Annotated in this window: 24 protein-coding genes; 11 read left to right on the top strand and 13 right to left on the bottom strand. The window is 59.1% G+C overall.

Features of this window, described 5'->3' with window-relative positions; translation table 11 throughout:
* Positions 1-159: 159 nt before the first annotated feature.
* The gene (locus ARB25_RS06175; protein ID WP_082421908.1) at positions 160-648 is read right to left on the bottom strand and encodes a GNAT family N-acetyltransferase; all 489 of its coding nucleotides are present in this window, start codon (positions 646-648) and stop codon (positions 160-162) included.
* A gap of 77 nt (positions 649-725) precedes the next feature.
* Here ARB25_RS06175 and ARB25_RS06180 point away from each other — a divergent pair, with 77 nt between their 5' ends.
* Entirely contained in the window at positions 726-1,022 is a 297-nt protein-coding gene (locus tag ARB25_RS06180; RefSeq protein ID WP_055286660.1) for a hypothetical protein, read from the top strand.
* Between the two features lie 48 nt (positions 1,023-1,070).
* Here ARB25_RS06180 and ARB25_RS06185 read toward each other — a convergent pair whose 3' ends face one another.
* Positions 1,071-1,775, bottom strand: a complete 705-nt coding sequence (locus ARB25_RS06185) for a class I SAM-dependent methyltransferase (RefSeq protein ID WP_055286662.1) — start codon at positions 1,773-1,775, stop codon at positions 1,071-1,073.
* A gap of 434 nt (positions 1,776-2,209) precedes the next feature.
* On the opposite strand from ARB25_RS06185, the gene ARB25_RS06190 reads away from it, so the two are divergent.
* Complete coding sequence (locus ARB25_RS06190; protein ID WP_055286664.1) at positions 2,210-2,611, top strand: hypothetical protein; 402 nt, start codon at positions 2,210-2,212, stop codon at positions 2,609-2,611.
* 128 nt (positions 2,612-2,739) lie between these two features.
* On the opposite strand, the gene ARB25_RS06195 is transcribed toward ARB25_RS06190, so the two are convergent.
* Positions 2,740-3,555: a putative RNA methyltransferase gene (locus ARB25_RS06195; protein ID WP_055286666.1), complete on the bottom strand. Its 816-nt coding sequence runs from the start codon at positions 3,553-3,555 to the stop codon at positions 2,740-2,742.
* 243 nt (positions 3,556-3,798) lie between these two features.
* Between ARB25_RS06195 and ARB25_RS06200 the strand changes: the two genes are divergently transcribed.
* Complete coding sequence (locus ARB25_RS06200; RefSeq protein ID WP_055286667.1) at positions 3,799-5,181, top strand: MATE family efflux transporter; 1,383 nt, start codon at positions 3,799-3,801, stop codon at positions 5,179-5,181.
* Between the two features lie 27 nt (positions 5,182-5,208).
* On the opposite strand, the gene ARB25_RS06205 is transcribed toward ARB25_RS06200, so the two are convergent.
* A complete protein-coding gene (locus ARB25_RS06205) occupies positions 5,209-6,075 on the bottom strand; it encodes a LysR family transcriptional regulator (protein ID WP_055286669.1) in 867 nt (288 codons plus the stop codon).
* A 158-nt stretch (positions 6,076-6,233) separates the two neighbouring features.
* Between ARB25_RS06205 and ARB25_RS06210 the strand changes: the two genes are divergently transcribed.
* Both ARB25_RS06210 and ARB25_RS06215 read left to right on the top strand, forming a co-directional pair.
* Entirely contained in the window at positions 6,234-7,142 is a 909-nt protein-coding gene (locus tag ARB25_RS06210; RefSeq protein WP_055286671.1) for a DMT family transporter, read from the top strand.
* Between the two features lie 87 nt (positions 7,143-7,229).
* A complete protein-coding gene (locus tag ARB25_RS06215) occupies positions 7,230-7,955 on the top strand; it encodes a uracil-DNA glycosylase (protein ID WP_055286673.1) in 726 nt (241 codons plus the stop codon).
* Between the two features lie 50 nt (positions 7,956-8,005).
* On the opposite strand, the gene ARB25_RS06220 is transcribed toward ARB25_RS06215, so the two are convergent.
* The 3 genes from ARB25_RS06220 to ARB25_RS06230 all read right to left on the bottom strand — a co-directional run bounded on the left by ARB25_RS06220 (position 8,006) and on the right by ARB25_RS06230 (position 11,188).
* Positions 8,006-8,686, bottom strand: coding sequence for an SDR family NAD(P)-dependent oxidoreductase (locus ARB25_RS06220; protein WP_055286675.1), 681 nt, complete (start codon positions 8,684-8,686; stop codon positions 8,006-8,008).
* A 9-nt stretch (positions 8,687-8,695) separates the two neighbouring features.
* On the bottom strand, positions 8,696-9,418 hold the full coding sequence (locus tag ARB25_RS06225) for a VUT family protein (RefSeq protein ID WP_253276063.1): 723 nt from the start codon (positions 9,416-9,418) through the stop codon (positions 8,696-8,698).
* Between the two features lie 156 nt (positions 9,419-9,574).
* A complete protein-coding gene (locus ARB25_RS06230; RefSeq protein WP_055286676.1) occupies positions 9,575-11,188 on the bottom strand; it encodes a peptide chain release factor 3 in 1,614 nt (537 codons plus the stop codon).
* 215 nt (positions 11,189-11,403) lie between these two features.
* Here ARB25_RS06230 and ARB25_RS06235 point away from each other — a divergent pair, with 215 nt between their 5' ends.
* The 4 genes from ARB25_RS06235 to ARB25_RS06250 all read left to right on the top strand — a co-directional run bounded on the left by ARB25_RS06235 (position 11,404) and on the right by ARB25_RS06250 (position 14,708).
* On the top strand, positions 11,404-11,784 hold the full coding sequence (locus tag ARB25_RS06235) for a GntR family transcriptional regulator (protein ID WP_055252216.1): 381 nt from the start codon (positions 11,404-11,406) through the stop codon (positions 11,782-11,784).
* Positions 11,785-11,807: 23 nt separating this feature from the next.
* Positions 11,808-12,689, top strand: a complete 882-nt coding sequence (locus ARB25_RS06240; protein WP_055286678.1) for an ABC transporter ATP-binding protein — start codon at positions 11,808-11,810, stop codon at positions 12,687-12,689.
* Positions 12,686-13,384, top strand: a complete 699-nt coding sequence (locus tag ARB25_RS06245; RefSeq protein WP_055286680.1) for an ABC-2 transporter permease — start codon at positions 12,686-12,688, stop codon at positions 13,382-13,384. Before ARB25_RS06240 ends, ARB25_RS06245 begins: the two co-directional genes overlap by 4 nt.
* 448 nt (positions 13,385-13,832) lie before the next feature.
* Entirely contained in the window at positions 13,833-14,708 is an 876-nt protein-coding gene (locus ARB25_RS06250) for an EamA family transporter (RefSeq protein WP_055286682.1), read from the top strand.
* 15 nt (positions 14,709-14,723) lie between these two features.
* Here ARB25_RS06250 and ARB25_RS06255 read toward each other — a convergent pair whose 3' ends face one another.
* From ARB25_RS06255 to ARB25_RS06270, 4 genes are all read right to left on the bottom strand, one after another.
* Positions 14,724-15,515, bottom strand: a complete 792-nt coding sequence (locus ARB25_RS06255; RefSeq protein WP_055286683.1) for an EFR1 family ferrodoxin — start codon at positions 15,513-15,515, stop codon at positions 14,724-14,726.
* Between the two features lie 37 nt (positions 15,516-15,552).
* The gene (locus ARB25_RS06260; RefSeq protein ID WP_055286685.1) at positions 15,553-16,857 is read right to left on the bottom strand and encodes a chloride channel protein; all 1,305 of its coding nucleotides are present in this window, start codon (positions 16,855-16,857) and stop codon (positions 15,553-15,555) included.
* A gap of 125 nt (positions 16,858-16,982) precedes the next feature.
* On the bottom strand, positions 16,983-17,516 hold the full coding sequence (locus tag ARB25_RS06265) for an LOG family protein (protein ID WP_055286687.1): 534 nt from the start codon (positions 17,514-17,516) through the stop codon (positions 16,983-16,985).
* Between the two features lie 36 nt (positions 17,517-17,552).
* Positions 17,553-17,978 carry a potassium channel family protein gene (locus ARB25_RS06270; RefSeq protein WP_055286689.1) on the bottom strand — a complete coding sequence of 142 codons (426 nt, stop codon included), beginning with the start codon at positions 17,976-17,978 and terminating at the stop codon, positions 17,553-17,555.
* Positions 17,979-18,222: 244 nt separating this feature from the next.
* Between ARB25_RS06270 and ARB25_RS06275 the strand changes: the two genes are divergently transcribed.
* Together ARB25_RS06275 and ARB25_RS06280 are read left to right on the top strand one after the other, a co-directional pair.
* A complete protein-coding gene (locus ARB25_RS06275) occupies positions 18,223-21,027 on the top strand; it encodes an ATP-binding protein (RefSeq protein WP_055286691.1) in 2,805 nt (934 codons plus the stop codon).
* Between the two features lie 42 nt (positions 21,028-21,069).
* A complete protein-coding gene (locus ARB25_RS06280) occupies positions 21,070-21,549 on the top strand; it encodes a pyridoxamine 5'-phosphate oxidase family protein (RefSeq protein WP_055286693.1) in 480 nt (159 codons plus the stop codon).
* 69 nt (positions 21,550-21,618) lie between these two features.
* On the opposite strand, the gene ARB25_RS06285 is transcribed toward ARB25_RS06280, so the two are convergent.
* Both ARB25_RS06285 and ARB25_RS06290 read right to left on the bottom strand, forming a co-directional pair.
* Positions 21,619-23,811 carry a hybrid sensor histidine kinase/response regulator gene (locus ARB25_RS06285; RefSeq protein ID WP_055286695.1) on the bottom strand — a complete coding sequence of 731 codons (2,193 nt, stop codon included), beginning with the start codon at positions 23,809-23,811 and terminating at the stop codon, positions 21,619-21,621.
* Positions 23,808-24,677 (bottom strand): substrate-binding periplasmic protein, encoded by an 870-nt coding sequence (locus ARB25_RS06290; RefSeq protein WP_055286697.1) that lies wholly within the window; start codon positions 24,675-24,677, stop codon positions 23,808-23,810. The genes ARB25_RS06285 and ARB25_RS06290 overlap by 4 nt, the downstream gene beginning before the upstream one ends.
* Positions 24,678-24,685 lie beyond the last annotated feature (8 nt).

A 24,685-nucleotide genomic window follows, 5' to 3' on the forward strand; every position in this document is an offset into this window, starting at 1 on the left:
CCCTATCCCCCGACCGAGCTCATCGCCCCGCGTTGCCACGCAGCGATTTTCGTAGGTTCGCGCCTTGCGAAAGCCGGCTTGCAAATCAGCGCAGCGAACGAAAATGACCCCACCTGGGCCAGTTTCGTTCGCATGAATTATTGATATGAGGCGTCGCTCTTACGCCTCACGCAGCCAGTCAAACGCAACACGCGGTGTACCGTCGGACACATACACGATGCCGGCGCGCTCAAACCCCGCCTTGAGGCTCGCGCCCTGCATGGGCAGGTTGTCCTGATGCGTGTCGATGCGCAGGTGATCGGCACGCTCCTTGGCAAAGGCAAACATCGCAGCCGCGATACCGTGCACGGTGCCGTCGGATGCCACACGGTGCAGCACGGCGTACGGAGTGTCGCTACGCCATTGACCGTCCTCAATTACGTCATAGCACTCGTCCGGGCCCTGTAAAAATGCAAACGTCGCCACCACGCGGCCGTCGACTTCACACACATAGCTGCCACCGGCGGCGATATCGGCAGCCAGCTGCTCGGCAGAAGGCGTGCCCTCGGGCCACTGCGTGGCGTTGCCATGCGCGCGCATAAAGGCGCGGGCCGCGTCATAGACAGCCATGACGGCGGGAATGTCGGTATCGAGGGTTTTTCTGATCATCACGCGGCGACCTCACGTTTATTGGTATCACTTTGATTGAGCAATGATACCAACGTTTGGAGAGGGGCGCGAAGCAGATGGGGAGCAAAAAGCGAGCCGCCTGGTCAAAGGCCAAAAGCGAGTTTTTGGGCGCTGCTACCGGCGGCGATATGAGCGACCTGTTTGCGCGCGAGGATGAGCGCCGCGACGCCCTGGACGCCGAGCGCGATGAAGCCTGGCGCTACAAGTCGTGCGAACGCAAAAACCGTTACGACACGCGTGCCGAGGCCGAGGCAGTCATGGCCGACTGCGAAAACCATGGGCGGCGTGGTTTGGCCTGCTACAAATGCGAATACTGCGGCGGCTGGCACCTGACGTCGCACCCTTGGAAATAGGCGCCGCATCGGTACGGCACTGACGGAGTGCCAGCCATCGCACGCAAGCTACGGGCGCGGCGGCACTAAAACATCGTAACGAACTGCCTTGCCCGCAAGTTGATAGCTCGGCTTAACGCCGGCAAGCAGCGGCCCCTTCACCGGCCGCTTGATAACGACCTTGCGCGGATGCACCGCAAGCGCAGCTTCGACCAGCGTCTCCTCATCGGCGCACGGCTGTTCCAGATGATGTAGGAGCTGGAACTTCTTTTTGACCGCCGCACTTTTAGTACGCTCGGGAAACATGGGGTCCAGATACACCACGTCGGGAGCCGCGAGCTCGCCCTGCCCGATCAGCTCAGCTGTATGGCGAAGGCCGGTAATACTGTCCTCGCCCGCATGTAAGCGCATGCGCGCCACGGCTGTCGCAAGCGCCGGATCATCTGCCGCGCGATCCAAAGCATCCTTGAGGAGTGCCGCGATCACGCAATCCTGCTCATACAGATCGACGGTAAAGCCCGCGGCCGCCAACAGCAGCGAATCCTCGCCAAAGCCTGCCGTGGCATCAATCGCCCATGGGCGCTCGATACCTTTTGTGCGCGCAGCCTTTACCAGCAGCTCTTGCTGCAAACGGCCCTGCTTGAGCCGCGGATGCATGCGGGTGAAATCGGCGCGCAGCTCCATCGTGCCGTCGGTGAGCGTGAGTCCCTCGGACTTCCCGGTCAGCTCAAGCCCCGCGGCCCGAGCAACAGAAAAGGGATCGACTACGCCCATGAGTACTCCTTAGCAAGCAAAACGAATACGTGAGCGCCGTTTGTGTCGGCACCCCACCGTCCGCTATTGTCCCACATGCGACATGGCCCACAGCATCCCAATGCAAAGCACCGCCATCAATCCCGTGCACACGGCAGCGATCACGGAATCACTCATGCGCCTTCCCAACGACCGCGGCTCACGCACTTGCCCTGCTCCGTACATCATGGCTTCTCCTTCGGTCCAGCTCTTACCATGGCCCCATCATCACAGCGCCGCGCATACGCTGCCATCGATTTGACTTACGCCCAGCTTTCTTTTTTGAAAGGTTGGACCGTGCGGGCAAGAGACGCTTTCAAACGCATGCATCGCCGCGTTGAACTACAATGTGCTTCACCATATGTGCAGTACATTGGGTGCGCCAAGTTGGCGTACTCGTATCGAAAGGACCAGCCATGAGCTTCACTCGCAAGACTCTCAAAATCCTTGCTCTCATCTACTTTGTTTTGGGCATCGCCAGCCTCGTCACCGCCGGCGTCGGTATCGCCACGGGCGGTCTCGATTCCACGTACGGTTCGTACGCCACGCTCGCAGCGGTCGTGCTTATCGCCAAGGGTCTCGTCGACCTTGCCGCAGGCGTCGCCGGTATCAAGGGCGCCAACAAGCCTTCGCAGGTGGACGGCGCGTTTAAGCTCGGTATTGTTGCCGCGGTCGCCACGCTTGCCCAAGCGGTGCTCACGCTTCCCGCGTTTGGCGGCGACGCCATCAACTTTGGCGCCTTTGTCATCGTGGTGTACGACCTGTTCTTTGTTCAGCAGGCACACGCCGTTAAGGCCGAGAACAAGGACCGCCTATAAGCGCTCGCTTCTCATAACCTCTGCAGCCAAGCAACTAAAAAGGGCCGATCGCGCATCTCCGCGGTCGGCCCTTTACGTTTGCCCAGATAAAACCTACCAAAATAAACCTGTCCCTTTTTGGCAGGTTGTTAGCTGTGGCGGTACTCGGCGATGATGAAGTCGATGTCAGTCTGAAGGGTATCGAGGTTTGCCAGGCGCTCTTTGTCGGCGGGGCGCGTGCGGTAGTAGTACGGCGTCATCTGGAACACCGCCTCGATGTCCGCCTGGGTCTGAAGCGTAATATTCGCAGACACCCGCTGCGTTCCGACCAACTCGAGCTCGGTGGTCTTCGGCAGCTTCTCATCGTTAAGGTACGGCGTGTCGTAGAGTACCTCCTTGAGCCCAAAGAGGTGACGAGCACCCGGCACCACGGTATAGAGTGAGCCCTCTGGCGCCAGCACGCGGGCAAACTCACGCTCGTTAAAGGGAGCGAAGAGCTCGGTCACCATATCGAAGGCGCCGTCCGCCACGGGGATGTCCTTCATGTTGGCCACGAAATAGGTCGCATCGCCGCGCTTGGCGGCCAGGCGCACCATCTCTTTGCCCAAGTCGAACCCGTAAGCGCCCACGCCCGGCACCGCGCCCATGGCGCTGGTGTAGTAGCCCTCGCCGCAGCAAATATCGAGCAGCGTCATGGGGCCGTTCGCAGATGCTGCACGCCCAGACACCCGCTCGCGCACGAGCTCGACCATCGCATCGCGCAACGGCGCATAGTAACCACGGTTCAAAAAGTCACGACGGCTGCGTGCCTGCGACTTGGGATCGCCCATGGAGTCGCCGCTCTTGGACGAGCGCAGTAGATATAGATAGCCCTCGCGAGCACGGTCAAACCGGTGTCCGCCCGCGCATGCAGCACCGCGCTCATTGTCCACCAAAGGCTCATGGCAAACGGGACACAACAACATGGCAACTCCTTAGCGCGAACAACACAACGCCCACCATTGTCGCACGCCTTCCCCACCTAGTCATTGGGGACGTTCTTGAATGACTAGTTAGAAGAGACGTTCTTGAATGACTAGTTAGAAGAGATAAGGAGTGTCCCCAGCTGCCGGCAGAAAAGGAACGTCCCTAAGTGCCGACTGGTTGCATTAGGAGTATCATCGTCTGCGCAAATAAGCACGATATAGCATGTTAGAGATTGAGAGCGTATGGCTGATACCGCATCTAAGCACATCGATATGACCACCGGCTCGCTGTGGCGCAATATTCCCCTGTTCGCCTTCCCCGTGGCCGCCACGAGCATCTTGGAGCAGCTGTCGAACCTCATCGCCACGGTCATTATCGGCAACTTCTCGGGCGACCAGGGAACCCTCGCCATGGCGGCGGTCGGCTCCAATGTTCCGCTTACCAGCCTTATGCTCAACCTGTTTATTGGCATGTCGCTTGGCTCCAACGTGGTCATCGCCAACGCTATCGGCCGCGACGATCAGAGCATGGTCAAACGCGCCGTCCATACCTCGATTTTAATGGCGCTCGTGGGCTTTATCGTCATCGCGCTGGGCGAGATCTTTGCCGAGCCCATGCTCGCCGCCCTCAACGTTCCCGCCGAAACCATGCCGCTCGCTTCGCTCTACCTGCGCGTCTTTTTGCTGAGCATGCCCTCGATCTTGCTCTACAACTTTGAGGCTGCGATCTTCCGCTCCGTCGGCATCACCCGCATGCCGCTGCAGGCGCTTGCCGTGTCCACCGTCCTCAACATTGGCCTGGACCTCATCTTTGTCCCCGTACTCCACTGGGGTGTCGCGGGCGTCGCCATCGCCACCGCCATCGCCTACACCGTCAGCGCCGCCACACTCTTTATCCGCCTGCTCAAGACCGACTCCGTCGTCCGCGTCACCCCACGCGACCTGGCTATCGACCCCGTCGCCCTCAAGCGCATCGTCAAGATCGGCCTGCCAGCCGGCATCCAAAGCGCCGTCTTTGCCGTAGCCAACATCATCATCCAGTCCGCCATCAACAGCCTGGGCACCGAGGTCATGGCGGCATCGAGCGCCGCCATGAGCTTGGAGTACGTATGCTACAACCTGCTCAACAGCTTTAGCCAGGCGTGCACCACCTTTGTGGGACAAAACCACGGTGCCCGCCAGATCGACCGCTGCACCAAAACGCTCAAGGTCTGCCTGGTCGAAGGCGGTATCGTCGCGCTCACCACGATCATCGTTATTGTCGGCCTGGGGCGCGAGATCTTGTCGCTGTTCAACAGCGATCCCAACATCGTCTCGATCGGCTATATCCGCGTGTGCTCGATCTTCCCGGCGTACGCCTTTAGCATGTTCTACGAAAACATGTCAGGCTACCTGCGCGGCTTTGGCATCTCGCTCACACCCGCCCTCATCACCATGATCTGCGTCTGCGGCATCCGCTTCTACTGGGTGTTCTGCGTGTTCCCGCACTTCCGCACCTTTGCGAACATCATGATGGTCTACCCCATCAGCCTGGGCACCACGGCGTTCTTTATGGTCGTGGCGGTACTACTTTGCCACCCGGCACGCACCTATCGCGCCACCCAAGCCAAAGCGACAGCCCGCTAAACACCGCACTCAACGCCACGACAGTCATTAATTGACAATATGCGAGCTCATATAGTCGATAAAGCGCCTCGTGGCGATGGGCATGGTGTCCCAGCTGCGCCAGGCGGCCACCACGTCGCGCGAGGGGGCATGCACGATAGGCCGCACACGGATATCGGCTTGCACGCCCTCAACGGTACGGCGATAAAGCATACTCACGCCTAGGCCCTCCTCGACCATCGCCATGATGGTGTAGTCGTCGGTCACCTCACTCGTCACGTGCGGCGACAGCCCATGCGCCGCAAATGCATCGAGCACCAGGCTCTGTTCGCCCTCATCCAGCAACACAAACGGCTCGGACGCCAGGTCGGCGAGCGTCACCTTCTCCTTTGCCGCCAGCGGATGCGCGGCCGGAAGCAGTGCCACCAACTCGTCGTGATAGACCACGCGCTTCTCGAGCCCCGCGGTAAACCCGCGTGCCGTAAAGCAAAAATCGACCACGCCATCGTGCACCCACTGGGCGTTGCGCGTGTAATCGCCCTGCTTGAGGGTAAAGTGCACGCCCGGGTGCAGGGCTCCAAAGTCGCGGATTACGCGCGGCAACACGGTACGGCTCACGTTGGTAAACGTCGCAATGCGAATATCAGTCGAGGAGAGCCCCAGCAGCTCCTGGCGTTTGCCCTCGAGCTCGGCCTCGGCGGTCACGATCTGGCGCAGGTACGGCAGATATTGTTTACCGTCGCGCGTAAGCGAAACGCCCTGCTTACCGCGCTCGATAAGCGTGGTACCCAGCTCACGCTCGAGCGCCTTGACGGCCTGGCTCACCGCACTTTGCGTATAGCCCAGCTCGTCCGCCGCGCCCTTAAGACTGCCGCGATCGACCACCATACACACAATCTGATACCGCGATGCCATCGCGCCTCCACATCAATGCAGCCGTAAAACGTTTTGCCAGGGCTTTTTCTGCCAACATTAGTATTTCTTAATCATACTGAAGATACATTCGCTTTACTACATCCACATCTGGGAGCAGAATCCTTTTTGCGAAACCGTTCTGTAACAAAAGGAGTCCCATGGATCGCAAAAAAGCAATCGCGCTCTCATTTTCCGTTCCCGTCGCATGGGGCTTTTCGTATCCCCTCATGAAGATCGGCATGGACAGCATGAACGCCACGAGCATCGTCGCGCTACGCTGCATCATCGCCTTTGTGGTCTGCCTGCTGCTCTTCCACAAGCACGCGTTGCGCATCAACCGCGACCTTATGGTCCGTGCCGCCATCATCGGTGCCATCATGGCAACCGAGCTCACCTGCATGTGCCTGGGCTCCAGCCTTACGTCCGCCTCCACCGCTGGCTTTTTGCAGAGCCTGACGGTCGTGATCGTGCCGTTTGCCAACGCCGCCCTGCTGCGTCGCGCCCCCGAGCGCAAGGTGCTCGTCGGCACCGCCATCGTCACCTGCGGCATGCTGCTGCTCTCGGGCGCCGACTTTACCAGCCTGAACCCGGGCGCGCTCATCATGCTGCTCTCGGCCTTTATCTATGCCAGCCATATTATCGTGGCCAAGCGCTTTGTCGAAGAAGTCAATCCGCTGTCCCTGGGCGTTTGGCAGCTGGGCTTTGGCGGCCTGTTCTCGGGCATTGCCGCATGCGTCTTTGGCGGTTTCACACTTCCCAGTACGCCCAGCGAGATCGTGGTCGTCGTCGCGCTCGCACTCATCTGCTCTGCCTACGGCTTTATCACCCAGACGCTCGTGCAGCCCCACGTGCCCGCCGAGACCACCGGCTTCGCCTTCTCGCTTGAGCCGGTCTGCTCCGCCGTCTTTTCGTTCTTCTTGGTTGGCGAGGTCCTGAACCCCATCGCCTTCTTTGGCGCCGCTCTCATCCTCACCGGCGTCATAGTGGCAACCGTGCAGCTTCCGCGACTTCATGCGCATGCTCACGACCACACCCACATGGCAGGAACGCCCGAGCGCGTCTCGTAGACCCCACTCCTCATGCAGCCGCGACATAAAGGTCTCCGGACGCCTTTACAATAGATGCGAACAGAGCATCTGCCATAAAGGAGCCCCATGGACACCGCAACTCGCGACCGCAACATAGCAACTTGGTTGGGCGATGCGCCGCAGCCGGTACGTGACACTACGAACCAGCTGCTCAAGCGCATCGCCCTTTTGCGTACCGAGCAGACTATCTACCCGGCACAAGACGACATCCTCAATGCCCTCGCCTACACGCCGGCCGACCAGGTCAAGGTTGTCATCTTGGGTCAAGACCCCTATCACGGACCCAACCAGGCCATGGGGCTGTCGTTCTCGGTCCCCGCGACGCAAACCAAGCTGCCGCCGAGCCTGCGCAACATCTACAAGGAACTCAATGCCGATCTGGGCTACCCCATTCCCGCCACAGGAGACCTAACCCCATGGGCACAACAAGGCGTCCTGCTCCTCAACACCACGCTCACCGTGCGCGAGCACGCCGCGAACTCGCACGCCAAGCTGGGCTGGAGTACCCTGACCGACTATGTTATCGAACGCTGCTGCCAGCTGCCCCAACCGGTAGTCTTTTTGGCATGGGGCCGCTTTGCCCAGCAGATGGTTGAGGGTAAGCTCGCCGCGATCGGCGCGGGCAAGGCAACCGACAAGTTCTGCCTGGCGTCCACGCATCCCTCGCCGCTTTCGGCCAACCGTGCCACGGCAGAACTCCCCGCTTTTATAGGGTCGCGCCCCTTCTCGGCAGCCAATCGGCTACTCGAACAGCACGGCTTGACCCCCGTCAACTGGACTTGCCTCGGCTAAAAATCGATGCATCAAAAACGCGCCCGACGGCTTTCCATCGGGCGCGTTTCCTATTCGGGCCAAATAAATTGTGTGCGACCGGCCTCGCCGCCATCAATCAGCAGACTCTGCCCTGTCATAAACCGGTTGGTCACGCCCACAAAGTAGATCCACTCGGCGATCTCTTGGGCGGTGGCCCAGCGCTTAAGCGGCGTGAGCTCCATAATCTGGTTCCACAGGTGTTCGTCTTCCATCACGCAACGGTTGAGCGGCGTGATAACGCCGCCTGGGTCCACACTGTTGGCGATGGCCTGCGGTGCCAGGCGGTTTGCAAGGTTCTTGGTGTAGGCGATAACGCCGCCCTTGCTGGCGGCATAGGCGGGAAACTCCGAACCCGTATGGCCGCTCGCCGAGCCCACATTGACCACGGAGCGAATTGTCGGCGCCGGCTTGACGGCAAGCCCCTCCCCCACAAAGGCATAGCGCTCGGTCACGTTGATGGTGCCACACAGGTTGGCGGCGATATCGTCGGCCGAATCCTGCGTACCGGCAACGTTTACGATTACCTGTGGTTCAAGGTCGCCTGGAAACGAGCCCGGCTCGCGGACATCAACAATCAGATGGCGGTAGCGCTCGTGTTCGATCGCCGCCGGCAGCAGATCAAAGCCCACGACCTCGTGGCCCTCGTCCAAAAAGCGCTGCACGCATGCGGCTCCGATACCGCCCGAAGCGCCCGTGATCAAAACCCGCATACTTGCTCCTTAGGCGGTTGCGTGGCGCTCGAGGTACTCGGAGCCCACATTCTCGCGCTCCCAGCCGCGCACGACCTTGTAGCCAACGGGGCTTAGGAAGACCTCACACAGCAGCTCGGCGATGGCACCCGTCAGCGAGCACATAAGGACCTGCACCCAGGTCCAACCAAAGAACGTGTGGCTCACCACAATGGCAAAGACCAGGTTGTCGATAAACTGGCCAACACCCGTAGACACATAGGAGCGGAAGGCAAAGCTCGCAAAGTTATTCTTTTTGAGCATGCGGCCGAGCGACTGGTTGAGCGTGGAGTTAACCACGGCAGAAACAAGCATTGCCAGCGAAGAGCCCAGCACCACGTACCAGGTGCCGCCGATGGTGGCGTTAAGGGCAGTGTTGACCTCGATCATGCCCGTGTCGTAGTAGGCGCCCCACATGCCGGGCGTGAGCGAGCATACCCAAAAACACAGGCTCACGGCCAGGTTGACCAGCAGCGCGAGGATAGAGATTTTGATGGATGCCTTAGCGCCAAAGCGCTTGCAGATCATGTCCTGGCACAAAAAAGAAACCCAGCTCACCACAAAGCCGCAATCGAGTGCCAGATACGGCAGGCTAATAAGCTCTTTGTTGGCCAGCAGGTTCATCATGATGACGCTCACGAAAAACAGCGAAACCGTTGCCGCGGGAATGCTCCGCAACAGGACCTTGTAGTCCTCCATGACCTTCTTGATCATTATGTACTCCTTTGGTTTTAGGTTTAACGAGCAGGATATCGGACCCGAACTGCTCGGACGTCTCGGTCTTGAGGCGACGGTGGGTATGATAGCCGCTCACACGGCATCAGGCAAGCAAACGGCGCGGCAGCCCCGCAGGGCCACCGCGCCGATGCGTTAAAACGCTACGTTGCCAAACTCCGACAGGATAAGGTCGGGGTTGTGGTCAGTCGCCCAATCCACGTTCCACGGGCTCGTGAACAGCAACAGCTTGCCGCCGCGCATGTCCTCGACGCGCAGCGTGTCGCGCGTGAGCGAAAGGCCCGGGATATCGATGGTGTCGGGGTCGTTCTGGATCCAGCGGATATCCGTATAGGGCAGCGGCTGGCGACGAACCTCGACACGGTACTCGGCCTTGAGACGGCGCTCGAGCACCTCAAACTGCAGCACGCCGACCACGCCCACGATGACGCTCTCCATGCCGGCACCCAGCTCGCGGAAGATCTGGATAGCACCCTCCTGGGCAAGCTCCTCCATACCCTTGACGAACTGCTTGCGCTTGAGCGTGTCGACCTGCGTAATGCGAGCGAACATCTCGGGGGCAAACGTCGGGATCTGCGGATACTGCACGTGGCGCTTGCCGGAGCACACGGTGTCGCCGATGCTAAAGATACCCGGGTCGAAGAGGCCCACGATATCGCCCGCGTACGCCTCGTCCACGATGGCGCGATCGTCGGCCATCATCGACGTGCCCGTGGCGAGCTTAAGCTTGCGGTTGCCCTGCACGTGAAAGGCATCCATGCCGCGCTCGAACTTACCCGAGCAAATGCGCACAAAGGCGATGCGGTCACGGTGGTTCTTGTCCATGTTGGCCTGAATCTTAAACACAAAGCCGCTAAAGTCGTCGCGGCAAGGATCGACCGGCTCACTGGTGAGCGTATCGGTATAGGCGCGCGGCGTCGGGGCCAGACGCAGGAACTCCTTGAGGAAGGGCTCCACGCCAAAGTTAGTGAGCGCCGAGCCAAAGAACGCCGGGCTCAGCTTGCCGCAGGCCACGGCATCCAAGTCGAGCTCGTCGCCGGCGCCATCGAGCAGCTCGATGTCGTCCATCAGGTTCTTATGGTTCTCTTCGCCAATAAGCTCGTCCATGGAGGGGTCGCCCAGCTCAGCCTCGACCTCGGCGACCTTCTTGGTGGCGTTGGCGTGACCGTCGCCCTCAAAGGCGATAACGCGACGGGTCTGACGATCGAACACGCCGCGGAAGTTGCGGCCGCTGCCGATCGGCCAGTTCATGGGATAGGTGTTGATGCCCAGGACGTTCTCGATCTCTTCCATGAGCTCAAACGGATCGCGAGCCTCGTGGTCGAGCTTGTTCACAAAGGTGAAGATGGGAATATGGCGCAGCGTGCAGACCTTAAAGAGCTTTTTGGTCTGGGCCTCGACGCCCTTGGCGCCATCGATGACCATGACCGCGGCGTCGGCGGCCATAAGGGTACGGTAGGTATCCTCCGAGAAGTCCTGGTGGCCGGGGGTATCGAGGATATTGACGCAGGCGCCGTTATAGGTGAACTGCAGCACCGAGGAGGTAACGGAGATACCGCGCTCCTTCTCGATGTCCATCCAGTCCGAGACGGCATGCTTGGCCGAACTCTTGCCCTTGACCGAGCCGGCAGTCTGGATGCTGCCGGTATAGAGCAGCAGCTTCTCGGTAAGCGTGGTCTTACCGGCGTCCGGGTGGCTGATGATCGCGAATGTGCGGCGCGACGAGATTTCATCCGACAGGCTTGCCATGCGGATCCTTTCTTGCATTGAGTGCATTACGTCGTTGTAACCGCACTATTGTAGCCGCGAAATCTCGCTCTAGGGCGCCTATCAGGACAAATTCATCAGTTGGGGCCTAGGCAGCCGGCCCAATCCGTATTTGCCTCTTGCATAACTGTGCATAGTGTATATATACTGTGCTTACCGGTTATATACACGTGTAGCCCAACAGCTAAGGAGCCGCTGTGGACATCATCCTATCCAATTCGAGCGACAAACCCATCTACGAGCAAATAGCCTCGCAAGTCAAAGCTCAGATCCTTTCGGGCACGCTCGCCGCGGGAGCAAAGCTCCCCAGCATCCGTGCGCTCGCGAGCGATCTTGGCGTGAGCGTCATCACCACCAAGCGCGCCTACGCCGACCTGGAGCAGCTCGGGTTTATCTGCACCGTGCAGGGCAAGGGCTGTTTTGTCGCCGAGGGCAACCAGGAGCTCTTACGTGAAAACCAGCTCTGCCATATCGAAGAGCTGCTTGCGAAAGCGGCAAGCCAAGCCGAAGCCTTGGGCGTCACGCGCGACAAGCTGCACGAAATGCTTGACCTGGTAGCCCCCGAAACCATGCAGTAGCCATCTGCAAGAAAGGCTATACCATGCAAAACTTGCTTGACCTCAAAGGCATCTCACGCACTGTAAGCGACCGCTTTTCGCTGCGCGACGTCACGCTTGCCGTGGAGCCTGGCCAGATCGTCGGCTTTGTTGGTGCCAACGGCGCCGGCAAAACAACGACCATTCGAGCCGCTCTCGGACTTATCAAACTCGATACCGGCGAGGTGCACCTGTTTGGGCAGCGCTGTGGCGCCGGCGCGCCCGATGAAGCGCAGCGCTGCTTGCGCACTCGTGTCGGCCTCGTGCTGGACACATGCCCCTTCCCTTCCACACTCAAGGTGACCGAAGTTGAGGCACTCGTAAGCCCGGCGTACCCCACCTGGAGCCACGACACCTTCGCCAGCCTCATCGACCGATTTGGCCTCGATCCCAAGACAAAGGTCAAGGACCTCTCCCGCGGCATGGGCATGAAACTTCAGCTTACCTGCGCACTCAGCCACAAGGCCAAGCTGCTCGTTTTGGACGAAGCCACCGCAGGCCTCGACCCCATGGCACGTGAGGAGCTGCTCGATGAGCTACTCGCCTTTGTTTCTGACGGTCAGCGCAGCGTGCTGCTCTCGAGCCACATTACGTCCGACCTCGATCGCGCCGCCGACCGCGTCGTCTGCATCGATAATGGCTCGATTATTTTTGACCTGCCGCGCGAGGACATTACCGACCGCGCCGGCATCGCCCACTGTACCCAAGCACAGGCCGCCGAGCTTATGGCTTGCGTCGAAGGCGCCCGTGCCGTCCACCACGCCTATAGCGTGGACGTGCTCGTGCCCAACCGTCGCGAAACGCTCGAGGCCTTTCCCGAGATTCCCTGCGATCGGGCAACCATTGATGACTATCTGCGCCTCATGCTGAAAGGGGCTTCGAAATGAAACGCGCCTTTATGTCCGAGCTCGCCATCGTTCGCACGCTCACCCCGAGCATCGCGGGCGTCGGCCTGTTCATCTTCGTCGTGCTAACCCTTGCCAACGCGTCGGATGGCGATTCCGGCATGAGCGCCGGCGCCTGCGCGGTCAGCGCCATGTCGCCCATCATGGTCATGAACTCGCTGGCCGGCTTCGACAATCAAAACGGATGGGAGCGTTATCGGGCAACGCTGCCTCTCACGCGCAAAGACATTATTTGCGCACGCTACCTGTGCATCGTTGTCTTCTCGGCCATCATGGCCTGCGCCGCCGTGCTTTTGAACATCATCGCCCTTCCGTTCTTCAACAGCGTGGGCGTGGCCTCGACAGGACAAACCATCTTTGAGATCGCAATTGCCTCGGCAGCATCGATGCTCATCTCCCTCATGATGGTGTTCTTGGCACAGCCGCTGTTCTTCCGATTTGGACACATGGAGGCACTGCGCCTATCCGTTGGCCTGTTTGCCCTGCTCTGGTGCCTTGCCATTGCCACGTTGAGCTCCTCCAACCCCATCAGCAACTGGCTCATGTCGATTGCCGGAGCGAATCCCGATCCTGCCGTCCTTGGCTGTCTGTGTGCAGGAATTGCCGTACTGGCGCTCGCACTATGCGCAATCAGCTGCACCGTCAGCACCAAGGTTTATCGAGTACGCGACCTGTAATCGACAGCTAATAAGCTTAGGTGGTACCCCGCTTATTTTTTCAATGAAACAAGGCGGCATAGCGTCACCACCGCCCCTCACAACAGGCCGTCTAGTTCTTAGCAACCAAAAAGACACCGTCAGCATATCGAAGGTGAATACCTTTCCGAGAAGTGAACGAGTAAAAACAGTGCCCTGTAGCATCGACATTTTTAAGGACTCAATTCCTGCGGTTTTGTCTAAGAATCCTGCAGTTTTGTTCGAAAAAAGTGTGCATGTTCCAGGGGTCCAGATTTACTCGTTCACTTCGCGGAAAACCATTCACCTATGATTCGAGCCTTAACCAAATGCCCTCTTGAACTATGGCCCCTGTCTCACCACAGCGATATCAAAGCTTCATGGCGGGACGGTATCATCGGACGAGCGCCGTAAATCTGGCGCGGTTGTTCTTTGGGGAGGCATTTCACCCGTGTCGTGGGTCGTCGCAGCATTTGCGTCAGCATTCTTTGCCGGCATCACATCCATCTTGGCCAAATGCGGCATCAAGCAGACCGACTCCGATGTCGCGACGGCCATTCGCACCTGCGTGGTGCTCGTTTTCGCCTGGGCAATGGCGGGCATTTCTGGATCCATTGGAACCATTGGCAGCATCGAACCCAGATCCTGGCTCTTTCTCGTCCTCTCGGGACTCGCTACCGGCGCTTCGTGGATCTGTTACTTTAAGGCGTTGAGCATCGGAGACGTCAATAAGGTCGTACCGGTCGACAAGATGAGCACCGTGCTCGCCGTGCTGATCGCCATCGTGCTTTTTGGCGAGACGAGCAACCTTGCGGTTAAGCTCGTGGGAACCGCCGTCATTACCCTCGGCACGTTTTTAATGACCGAGAAGCAGCAATCCGCCGGACCCGAGCAGCAGCAAGACCGGACCTGGCTCGCTTACGCCCTCGGCGCCGCCATGTTCGCAGCACTCACCTCCGTCCTCGCTAAGATCGGCATCGAAGGCGTCGAGTCAAATCTGGCCACGGCAATCCGCACCTGCGTGGTACTGGTTATGGCATGGGCAATCGTGGCAGCTAAAGGCAAGATGGGCCAAGCCGTGCACGTAGACCGCTACGAGCTCGTATTTCTCGCGGCATCGGGCATCGCGACCGGAGCATCGTGGCTGCTCTATTACTATGCCATCGCCGCAGGCCAGGTGAGCGTCGTGGTGCAGATCGACAAACTATCGATTGTCGTATCGGTACTATTTGCGCGCTTGGCATTCAACGAAAAGGTCTCGCGGCGCAGCGCCATCGGTCTCGCCCTCATCGTACTGGGCACTGCGGCGCTCGCGGTTTGGAAGTAGCGCGGCCAGCAGCCGCTACATCCTCACACCTGGCTTGGGATGCCTGTACTGACCGTGGGATGCCGTGCGCTTACCGTGCGAGATGGCAAATTTGGGACAACGGTGCAGGCAACGAAGGCAGGCTGCGCACTCCGGCTTTGTCCAGACGGGAAGGCCGTCGCGCATCTCAATCGCCGCCATGGGACAGCGCTTAGCGCAGAGGCCACACCCGACGCAGCGGCCAGCATCGACGGCAAACTTGCTCGTCTGCTGCATACGCGGCAGTCCAAACGCGTGATACGCGCATGATGCAAACAGGGGCACGCGATGGCGCATCATATTGCCCGTGCACCGCTCCCGCACCGCATCGATCACGGCATCGATCTGCGCCTCGGCAGTTCTGTTGATGCCCTCAACCTTTTGATGATCAGATAAATCGAACAGAGGCGTCCAAGTGTCAGGCATTTTGACGCTCATCGCCGCATGCAGCTCGAGCCCACGCTCGTGCAGCAGGTCGCGGGCAAACTTGGCCGATTGGCCGGTCGTCGAACCGTACGTCGAAACATAGAACGTATAGGGGCGCTCGCCGCCCTTTGCACCGGCAGCAATCGACAGGTCGGCAGTCTTCAAAAACTCGATCATCGGTATCGGCAGACCCCAGGCATACACCGGAGCAACAAATCCCAGCTGGCAGGGGCCTTCCGTCGCAACAAGGCGAAGGGCCTCGACATCAAAACGCTCAATCGACACAACCTTGTCGTCTGTCGCCGCCGCAATGCGACGCGCCACATGTTCGCTGTTCCCCGTCGCGCTAAAGTACAGGATCATCTCGTACCCCTCTGGAGTTGACTCGCGATTAACCGCGCTACTTGCGCAGCGGCTTGGGCAGTGGAATGCCGGCGGCGATGACGGCCGCGATGATCATGCAGACGATACCCTTGAGTGGGAAGCACATGAGCAGCAGGCCCACGACCATGACCGGCTGGCGCATGACCGCACCCATCGTCGATGCCGTGCAGACGGCGACGCAAAAGACCGGATCGGCGCCGGTGAGGATGGCAAGGCCGTAGCCCAGGCTCACACCCGAGAAGATAACCGGGAAGAAGTGGCCGCCACGCCAACCAAGGTTGATGAGGGCGGGCGTCAGCATGGCCTTAACAAGACCGGTCGCGATAAGCACGCCAGCGGGAATGGTCAGGTAGGTTTCCATGAGCACGTCGGCCTGGGTCTCGCCGGCAAACATGGTGTAGGGCAGAACCGTGCCACAGATGGCGAGCGCCAGACCGGCTAGCATGGCCTTGACGACAGGACGCTCCCCTATTGCGTGAGACAGTGCCTCGCTCGCATGCTCAGAGACAAAGTACAGCCATCCGCAGACGGTGCCGATCAACGACAGAGGGACGAGCCAGGTAAGCTCTAGGTTGCCCACCTCGGCGGACTCGAACCTGGGCATGCCCATGCCGCCGCCCACAAGCTGTCCAAGCAGCAGGTAGGTGCCCAGACCGCCGGCAATCGCAATACCGTAGACCACCGTCTTTTGCGCCTTGGGCAGCTTGATGGTGATCTCGCCGGACGCGGACTCATCGTCGGCGTCTTCACCCTGGCCGTCGGTGCTACCGGCAAGCGGCGCCACAAAGCCAAAGACGGGCGCGGTAAAGAGCGCCGTCAGGGCAGCCTGGGTGCCCAGCAACGTGAGCTCCCTAAACTCGGCGCCAAAGCGACGCATGCGGTCGCCGACCCAGCTGCACAGACCGGCGATAACGCCGGTCAGGCCGGCCTCCGGTCCAATGCTTCCGCCAAACAGCAGCGGCAGCAATGCCGCGAGCGAAAGCTTGCCCAGGTTGTCGTACGGGTAGCGCCCGTCTTGCTTAACCTTAGCCATCACCTGGTTGAGGTCATCGGTCTTGGTGCCTGTCATCTTTTCGTACAGACCGATTAACAGGCCGCCCAGCAGGCAGACAAAAAACGGGTACGGCAGAAAGCCAAACGGGCCGCTGGCAAGCTCGGGCGAAGCGACGCCCAGCGCGTGCGGAATCTCGGTCCATAGATAGTCGATACCGTGCTCCATCGCAAAAAAGAACAGCCAGACTGCGGCACCCGCGAGTGCACCGGTCACGGCAACGCTGACCAAAAACAGCGCTCGGTTCGTGGGTTTGGCAAGGTTATCCATCGGGTCCTCCCGCGGTCAAAGTCGACATAGATACGTTTTATTGTAGAGCGAGCGTTGCCCGAACGAGCCAACCACCTGCGCCGCAAACGGCACCATTGGGAGCCATAGTGGGGCAGGCTCAAGACTTATCCGTTGATAATCGAGGCAATCTCGCGCAAATCGTCGGCAAAGTAGATGCCGTGCTGGCGCCTCGGGCTCGAAAGCCCCTTATCAATCATGTGCCCGAGCAACGCCTTGAGGTCGTTGTAGTAACCGTCCAGGTTATACAGGATGCACGGAGAGCTCAGGTGCCCCAACGACACCGCGGACATAACCTCGGCAATCTCCTCGAGCGTGCCCGTGCCGCCCGGAAATGCGATGAACGCATCGCCGAGCTCGATCATCTTGGCCTTGCGCTCCGCCATATCGCTCGTCACGATAAGGTCGTCGATTCCGTCGTGTTGAAACTCTGCCTCGATAAAAAAGCTCGGCTCCACACCCGTCACATGTCCGCCTGCCTCGAGTACGCTATCGGCGAGCGCGCCCATCAGTCCCGATTTGGACCCGCCGTATACGAGCGCGTGTCCGTTGGCGCCAATCCAATTGCCCAGCTCCTGCACTGCGGGCAGAAACGCCGGGTCGTTGCCGACGCTCGCGCCCAGGTAGACGGTGATGTTCATATGCAATCCCCCTCGTCGTGACGCGCGGCACCCGTTCTATCGTTGCCGGCGACGGTATTCGCGCACGCGGCGCGACAAATCGGCGAGCTCATCGCGGTCGAGTTCTTCCAAATGCTCAAGATCGTCCATAAAGCGCGCCATGGTGTCCTTTTGGCGCATCTTGATAAGCGTATTGCAGTAGTTCACCGCCACGCCCGTAAGCATGGCGATATAGAAGATACTGATGACGCTTAGGATAACGGTAATGCCGCGGGCAACCGGCGTTTCAGCGGGGATATCGCCAAAGCCAATCGTCGAGACCGTCTCAAAGCTAAACCAGAGACCATCGCCAAACGTGAGGGTCGTGGGCTCGGACAGCCAGACAGCCGTCGAGCAAAGCAGATAGAAAATAAGAAACAGGCCCGTAATGCGTGCAAAGCCAGCCTGTCGCAGCACATCGGCAAGCGTCCTGAGCTTTTTCATCGCGACCCCTTCCACGGACAACCAATCACGTTCGCTCGGTATTGTCCCACGCCTCCCCAGCAAACGGAACTAGTCATTGGGGACGTTCTTAAATGACCAGTCAAACAAGAACGTCCCCAATGACTAGTCGTTTAAGAACGTCCCCGATGACTGCCGGGCGGGAGCGTTTAGCGGTACAGCTGCCGACTGGGCAGGCTGAGCTGGTATCCTTATGCGGTATTGTCTCGATTCGTTAGGATTGCATGTGAGAGCTGCCACTGTCCTTCGTTCAGTTATATGTCGCGCCCTGGCCATTGTGCTTGCCGCGCTTGCCGCACTGAGTTCCATCGCGCCTGTCCAGGCTTTTGCCGATGACTCTAGTCAGCCAGTCAAGACGGTCCGCGTCGGCTGGCTCGTCAACAACGAGGGCTTCCAGAACGGCACCCCCGGCGAGCGTCTCTCGGGATGGGGTTACGAGTACCTCCAGACCCTGTCGTACTACACGCCCGGCTGGCGGTACGAATACGTCTCCGGCACCTTCACCGAGCTTATGGACATGCTCGAGGCAGGCGAGATCGACCTCATGCCCAACATCTCCTACTCCGAGGAACGCGCCCAAAAGCTGCTCTTTTCCTCGAACCCCGAGGGCACCGAGCGCTACTACATCTACGCCAGGCCCGACCGTGACGACCTGGCCAAGGGTGACCCTCAAGCACTCCAGGGTCTCACCATCGGTTACAACTCCGGTGTTATGCAAACCATCGTCGGCCAGCAGTGGCTCGCCAACGAGGGAATCGCCTGCACATACAGGGAGTATGACGGAGGCTCCGTTCTCTTTGACGCGCTCGCAAACGGCGAGGTCGACGCCATCATCATGAACGACACCATTTCGTCGCCCGAGGCGTCGCCCATGTTCTACGTCGGTTCGAGCGACTACTACTTTGCCGTTCCCAAAAGCCGCCCCGACCTGATGGACAACATCAACTCCGCAATGGCGGCAATCAACCGCGTCAACCCCCGCTATAACGACGAGGTCAAATCGAACTATTCAGCGCAAAACAGCGGATCATCCTCGCTCACCGGCGATGAGCGCGCCTGGCTCAAGGCGAACAACAACACCATCACGCTCGGCTACATTACGGGCAAACTCCCCTACTGCAACGAAGACGAAGACGGCAAAATGGAAGGCTCGCTCGCATCGCTTGCGACGACGCTACACGATAAATTTGGCATTACGGTCAAAACCGTCGCCTTTGATAGCTACAAGATGATGTCAAAGGCCCTGTCAGAGGGAAGCATAGACGTTGCGCTGCCGGCATACCGAGATTACTGGTTTGCCGAGCAATCAGGCGTTGTGCAGTCGGTATCGTTGGGGACCATGTCCCTCACCGCCATCCACACCGGCAGTAACCTGAAAAAAGACCTTCAGAACATCGCCTGTACCAAATCATCGTTTGTCAACCGAAATGCACTTGAAAGTCTATTCCCCACAGCGACCGTAACCGAATACCAATCCGACGATGAAGCGTTCGACGCCCTCAGGAAGGGAACGGCGCGCTGCATCGTCGCTCCCAGTTCACGCGTAAAAACCATCGGTGACCGTTATGATCTCGAGGACTGCGAGACGGTCGAGCTCCCTGACACCTGTGACCTCGCGTGCTTGATGTCGCGCGGCAAGCCCGAACTGCTGGGAATCATCAACAAGGGCATCATCAATGCCGGAGAATCGCTCTCCGCAAGTAATTACTCCTCCACGTCGTACACGGCCCAGGAATCCAACACGCTTCAATTCCTTTATCGCAACCGCACCGCCATTGCAGCTACCCTCATCGGTATGTTGTCGGTCGGCATCGTCCTGCTCATCTGGGCGCTCGTGCGCGCTCGAACCGAGCGCAAAAAAGCCGATGCTGCCAACGCCGCTAAGACGGCATTCCTCACGCGCATGAGCCACGACATCCGTACGCCGCTCAACGGTATCCTGGGCCTTATCGAAATTGAAGAATTGAAGGAAGGCGATATGCAAGTCGCCCGCGAGAGCCGTGCCAAGGCGCGCGTTGCCGCCAATCACCTGCTCTCGCTGATCAACGACATCCTCGAGATGGGAAAAATCGAAGACCGCAAGCTAACACTGGAACATGCGCCTTTTAACCTCAAAGAGCTTTGTGATGATACGCTGGTGCTGTGCAAGCTCCGCGCGTCCAGTAACGGCATCACAATGCAGGACAATAGTCTGCCGTACGCCACGGGGCCATACGTAATCGGCAGTCCCACCCATATCCGACAGGTCATGATCAACCTGTTAGACAACAGCATTAAGTACAACAAGCACGGCGGCTCCGTCACCTTTAGTTCACAGACCAAGCCACTCGATAACGGGCGCGCGCTCTTTTGCTTTAGCGTTTCGGATACCGGCATTGGCATGGCTCCCGAGTTTTTAAAGCATATCTATGAGCCGTTTGCCCAAGAAGGTGACGATGCGCGCAGCAAGTTCCAAGGAACCGGCATGGGCATGCCAATCGTCAAGTCGCTTATTGAACTGATGGGCGGCACCATCGAAGTCACCAGCGAACTCCATGTGGGCACCACGTTCTACGTGGAAATTCCGCTCGATATCGACAAGAACCCCCGGGCGCGGGCGAATACGGTCGAGAGGGCGCTCGACTGCTCGCTCGCCGACATGAACGTACTGCTCGCCGAAGACAACGAATTGAATGCCGAGATTGCCCAGGCGCTGCTAGAATCCGAGGGCGTCGTGGTCACCCGCGCCGCCAACGGCAACGAAGTCGTCGATCTGTACCTATCGCATCCCGCCGGCAGCTTCGATGCGATCCTGATGGACATTATGATGCCGGACATGGACGGTTACGAGGCAACCCGCGCGATTCGCCTGAGCGAGAAGGTCGATGCAGCCGATATCCCCATCATCGCGCTCACAGCCAATGCCTTTGCCGAGGACGCCAAGGCGGCACACGACGCCGGCATGAACGCCCATCTATCCAAACCGCTCGACTTTAACAAGCTCAAAAACATACTCGCCCGCATCAAGAAAAACGGATCCGTTTCGCTATAGTTTGTGCTCAACCACCACGCACGACCAGAAAGGAAGCCAACGATGTTTAGACCCTTACGTCGAAAGAAACGCGCCATCACTGACGAGGAAGCGCGCGAACTGCTCGCTACCTGCAAGCGCGGCGTCTTTGCCGTCAACGGCGACGATGGCTACCCGTACGCCATTCCCGTCAACTACTTCTTTGACGCCGAGCACGACAAGATCTATTTCCATGGCGCCAAAGCCGGCCACAAGGTCGACGCACTCAAGCGCGATGACAAGGTCTGCTTTACCGTATATGGCAACGAGTGGTACCAGGACGGTGACTGGGCTCCCTACGTTATGAGCACCGTCGTCTTTGGCCGTTGTCGCCTGGCGAATGACACCCCCGCGTTTATCGAGGACAAAGTCCGCCAGCTCGCCCTTAAGTACTACCCTTCTGCCGAAGAAGTCGAAGAGGAAATCGCCAAGGACATCAAGGGCGTCCAGCTCTACGAGATTTCGATTGAGCATCTCTGCGGCAAGCAGATTCAGGAAAAGTAAGCCCCTCAGCAGGCCTCATCAATAACAATATGGCCTGGTTCCAACCCACCTTGGAACCAGGCCATATGCTTATAGAGCGTCGGCGGCTATGTGCGCAAGCGCCTCAATGAGCTCCTGCGAGCTCACGGGTTTACTCAGGTGCGCGTTCATGCCCGCCTCACGCGAAAGCCTGCGGTCGTCGGCAAAGGCGTTGGCGCTCACGGCGATAATCGGCGTGGTCGCGGCATCCTCGCGATCGAGTGCTCGAATCTGACGTGTGGCCTCAAGGCCATCGATGCCCGGCATCATGATGTCCATCAACACCACGTCGTACTCGTGCGGTGCGCTCGCGGTAAACATCTCGACGGCAGACTCACCATCCTTGGCATGCGTCACGACGGCACCGGCACGGCTGAGCGTAAACTGCGCGATCTCGGCATTCAGATCGTTATCCTCTACGAGTAAAACGCGCAAGCCCTGGAGCGCATCGCCATCGCCCCCATCCACGCGAACTGCCTGAGGAATCTCGGAACGCTTGCATTTCTCGAACGGCAGGCGGATGGTAAACGTCGTCCCCTGCCCCAAGACGCTCGTAAAGCTCATGGTTCCGCCCATAAGCTCGACCAACTGTTTTGCGATGGGCGCGCCCAGGCCAGTTCCCGATGAAGCGCCTTCCACCTGCTGCTCCTCGCGGCAAAACGGCTCGTAGAGGTGCTGCTGGAACTCCTCGCTCATGCCAATACCGTTGTCGGCGATCGTGTATTCATAGACGGGGACGCCATCCGCTGGCTCCACCTCGCGGCACACCAGGCGAACATAGCCTCCCTGGCGGTTGTACTTGACAGCATTGCCGGCAATATTGAGCAACAAGCGCTTGAGGTGCGTCACGCTCACCCGCACATAGGGATGATTAAGCGTCTGCTGGTCGCAGATAATTGTCACCAGGCGCTCCTCGGCCTGGCGCTCAAGAATATCGCGCACCTCGTGGTTGAGGGTCGCCAAGTTTGTGGGAACAAGCTCCAGGTCGACCTGCCCGCTCTCCAGGCGACTCATATCCAGCGCCTCGTTGGCAAGGTCGAGCAGCAGTCCCGATGCCGTCCAGATCTTCGAGCGGCACTCGGTCTGCTTTTGCAGATCGTCCGCATTGGCATCGCCGACCTCGACCATGCCGCGAATGCCGTTGATGGGCGTGCGCAGATCGTGGCTCATGCGGCGCAAAAACTCCGTCTTTGCCGAGTTGGCAGACGAGGCCTCACGCGCCGCCTTTGCCAGCTTGTCGCCATAGTCGCGCTCCTGCTGCAGCAAGTCCGTCAAACGTCGACGATCAGCGCGGCGGCGCGCCATCACAACAACGGCCATAACACCGCTGTAGAGCACCAGCACGCCGGCAGCAACAGCCGCGACGACCTCAAAGTAACGCCGCGCCGAGGCATAGGTGTACACGTAGAACCCGCGCACCTTTCCAAATGTGCCCAAATACCACTCGCCGTTGGCGTTAACCAATCTGACCTTACCAGCCGGGCATCGATCCTTTATACCGTCGACAATGAAGACATCCGTCGCAGGCAGATCAAACACGCCCAATATGGTGGGTTCAACGGCATTGGTCGCAACGACCTTGCCGTCGCTTTCGATCACGATATTGCCGCTGTCGATGGTCTCATAACCACCGAGCAAGCTCTGCAGTTTGAGCGTATTGCTCGCGACCGCCTTGGCGCTCTGGTGTCTCACTGCGGCAACGATGCCCTCGCCATCCTGCCTAGTCACGCAGCCAATGTCTGCGACCGAATCATCCGCAAGCGTGATACGGGCGGTATAGGACTTAAGCGGATGGGCCGCCACCTCCAACACGGGCGCTTCCTTGAGATACGTAGCGAGCGACTCGTAGCCCACGTCATCCGTCGAGCACTCGGACACCAAGCTGCCCGATGCGTCCGTTACGATCAGTGCACTCACGTTGAACTGGTCGGCATATTGCTCCAGCGTGGCGTTATCCACCGAGCGGTCGCGCTCCATATCGCGCGCTGCCTCTCCGGCAATCTCCATAACACGAATCAGGTTTTTGGTCGTATAGGCGCTGTTGAACGCATCGTAGGAAAGGCTCTGCGTCGCCACGTAATCGACAACGTCGGCAAAGCGCTGCTCGGCTTGGGCCGTCGTGTAACCGTAGCTCATCATGCCGGCAACAACCGAGAGCGCTATCCCCAGCAGGGCGACAAGGAGCCATGCCCCTGCCGAACGATTGCCCCGCTCCTGAGCGGCGTGGTCGGGCGCATCAATCATGACAGGCCCTCCATATTCAAAAATGGCGAAGGGTCATCAAAGTACTTTGACACCAGGCGTTCCATGGTGCCATCGGCAAGCATTTCTTGGTAGGCACGGGTGAGCTTAACGTCGATGCCGCGCGTATCGTTGATGTCGAAAGCAGTGCCCAAACCAACTTCTAGCAGCGGCTCATCCAAAATGCGATACGTTACGCCATAGTCTTTTTCGTAGGTGAGCAACGACGACTCATGTGCGGCGATGGCGTCGACCAGGCCCTCGACGAGCGCCGGATTCAGGTATGAACGGTCCGAAAAACTGTAGAGCTCTTTGATCTGCGGAACGTTTTCATTTGTACGATTGAGCAAAATGTCCTCGGGCTTGGTGGTGGATTGAACCGCCACGACCTTATCCTCAAGATCAGCAAGCGTGTAGATATCGCTCTGGGGATCGACCGCGACCACCTGGCGGCTCGCAAGGTACGGGCCGGCCCAACGATACTCGTTTTCGCGACCCGTCATGCTAAAGCTGCCCATGACACAATCGAGCTCGCCGCTCGCCAGCAGCTCTTTCTTCTTTTCCCAATCGATCAGCTGATACTTTGACTTGTAACCAATGCGGGCCAAAGCCTCGGTTAGTATCTCGACATCCAGGCCAACGATATCGCCGTACTCGTCGGTATACACAAACGGTGGATAGAGGTCGCTGCCGACGTTGAGCGTCTTCAGGTCGTCGTCCTTTACCTGCGTGGCGTCCGGGGCTTTTGATGCTGGCGTCGAGGCTTCGTCATTGTGCCCGGAACAGCCAGCTATCGCTACGACAAAGGCACTCGCTACCGCAAGCGCAACAAACAACGATATGGCAACCGAGCGACGGGGTCTTTTCATCGAGCTCC

Source organism: Collinsella aerofaciens, assembly GCF_001405375.1.
Lineage (GTDB): Bacteria > Actinomycetota > Coriobacteriia > Coriobacteriales > Coriobacteriaceae > Collinsella > Collinsella aerofaciens_F.

What these genes read in the sequence shown, in the direction of transcription:
- ARB25_RS06175 (WP_082421908.1), bottom strand. Translation starts at nt 648, where the DNA reads ATGATCAGAAAAACCCTCGATACCGACATTCCCGCCGTCATGGCTGTC.
- ARB25_RS06180 (WP_055286660.1), top strand. Translation starts at nt 726, where the DNA reads ATGGGGAGCAAAAAGCGAGCCGCCTGGTCAAAGGCCAAAAGCGAGTTT.
- ARB25_RS06185 (WP_055286662.1), bottom strand. Translation starts at nt 1,775, where the DNA reads ATGGGCGTAGTCGATCCCTTTTCTGTTGCTCGGGCCGCGGGGCTTGAG.
- ARB25_RS06190 (WP_055286664.1), top strand. Translation starts at nt 2,210, where the DNA reads ATGAGCTTCACTCGCAAGACTCTCAAAATCCTTGCTCTCATCTACTTT.
- ARB25_RS06195 (WP_055286666.1), bottom strand. Translation starts at nt 3,555, where the DNA reads ATGTTGTTGTGTCCCGTTTGCCATGAGCCTTTGGTGGACAATGAGCGC.
- ARB25_RS06200 (WP_055286667.1), top strand. Translation starts at nt 3,799, where the DNA reads ATGGCTGATACCGCATCTAAGCACATCGATATGACCACCGGCTCGCTG.
- ARB25_RS06205 (WP_055286669.1), bottom strand. Translation starts at nt 6,075, where the DNA reads ATGGCATCGCGGTATCAGATTGTGTGTATGGTGGTCGATCGCGGCAGT.
- ARB25_RS06210 (WP_055286671.1), top strand. Translation starts at nt 6,234, where the DNA reads ATGGATCGCAAAAAAGCAATCGCGCTCTCATTTTCCGTTCCCGTCGCA.
- ARB25_RS06215 (WP_055286673.1), top strand. Translation starts at nt 7,230, where the DNA reads ATGGACACCGCAACTCGCGACCGCAACATAGCAACTTGGTTGGGCGAT.
- ARB25_RS06220 (WP_055286675.1), bottom strand. Translation starts at nt 8,686, where the DNA reads ATGCGGGTTTTGATCACGGGCGCTTCGGGCGGTATCGGAGCCGCATGC.
- ARB25_RS06225 (WP_253276063.1), bottom strand. Translation starts at nt 9,418, where the DNA reads ATGATCAAGAAGGTCATGGAGGACTACAAGGTCCTGTTGCGGAGCATT.
- ARB25_RS06230 (WP_055286676.1), bottom strand. Translation starts at nt 11,188, where the DNA reads ATGGCAAGCCTGTCGGATGAAATCTCGTCGCGCCGCACATTCGCGATC.
- ARB25_RS06240 (WP_055286678.1), top strand. Translation starts at nt 11,808, where the DNA reads ATGCAAAACTTGCTTGACCTCAAAGGCATCTCACGCACTGTAAGCGAC.
- ARB25_RS06245 (WP_055286680.1), top strand. Translation starts at nt 12,686, where the DNA reads ATGAAACGCGCCTTTATGTCCGAGCTCGCCATCGTTCGCACGCTCACC.
- ARB25_RS06255 (WP_055286683.1), bottom strand. Translation starts at nt 15,515, where the DNA reads ATGATCCTGTACTTTAGCGCGACGGGGAACAGCGAACATGTGGCGCGT.
- ARB25_RS06260 (WP_055286685.1), bottom strand. Translation starts at nt 16,857, where the DNA reads ATGGATAACCTTGCCAAACCCACGAACCGAGCGCTGTTTTTGGTCAGC.
- ARB25_RS06265 (WP_055286687.1), bottom strand. Translation starts at nt 17,516, where the DNA reads ATGAACATCACCGTCTACCTGGGCGCGAGCGTCGGCAACGACCCGGCG.
- ARB25_RS06270 (WP_055286689.1), bottom strand. Translation starts at nt 17,978, where the DNA reads ATGAAAAAGCTCAGGACGCTTGCCGATGTGCTGCGACAGGCTGGCTTT.
- ARB25_RS06280 (WP_055286693.1), top strand. Translation starts at nt 21,070, where the DNA reads ATGTTTAGACCCTTACGTCGAAAGAAACGCGCCATCACTGACGAGGAA.
- ARB25_RS06285 (WP_055286695.1), bottom strand. Translation starts at nt 23,811, where the DNA reads ATGATTGATGCGCCCGACCACGCCGCTCAGGAGCGGGGCAATCGTTCG.
- ARB25_RS06290 (WP_055286697.1), bottom strand. Translation starts at nt 24,677, where the DNA reads ATGAAAAGACCCCGTCGCTCGGTTGCCATATCGTTGTTTGTTGCGCTT.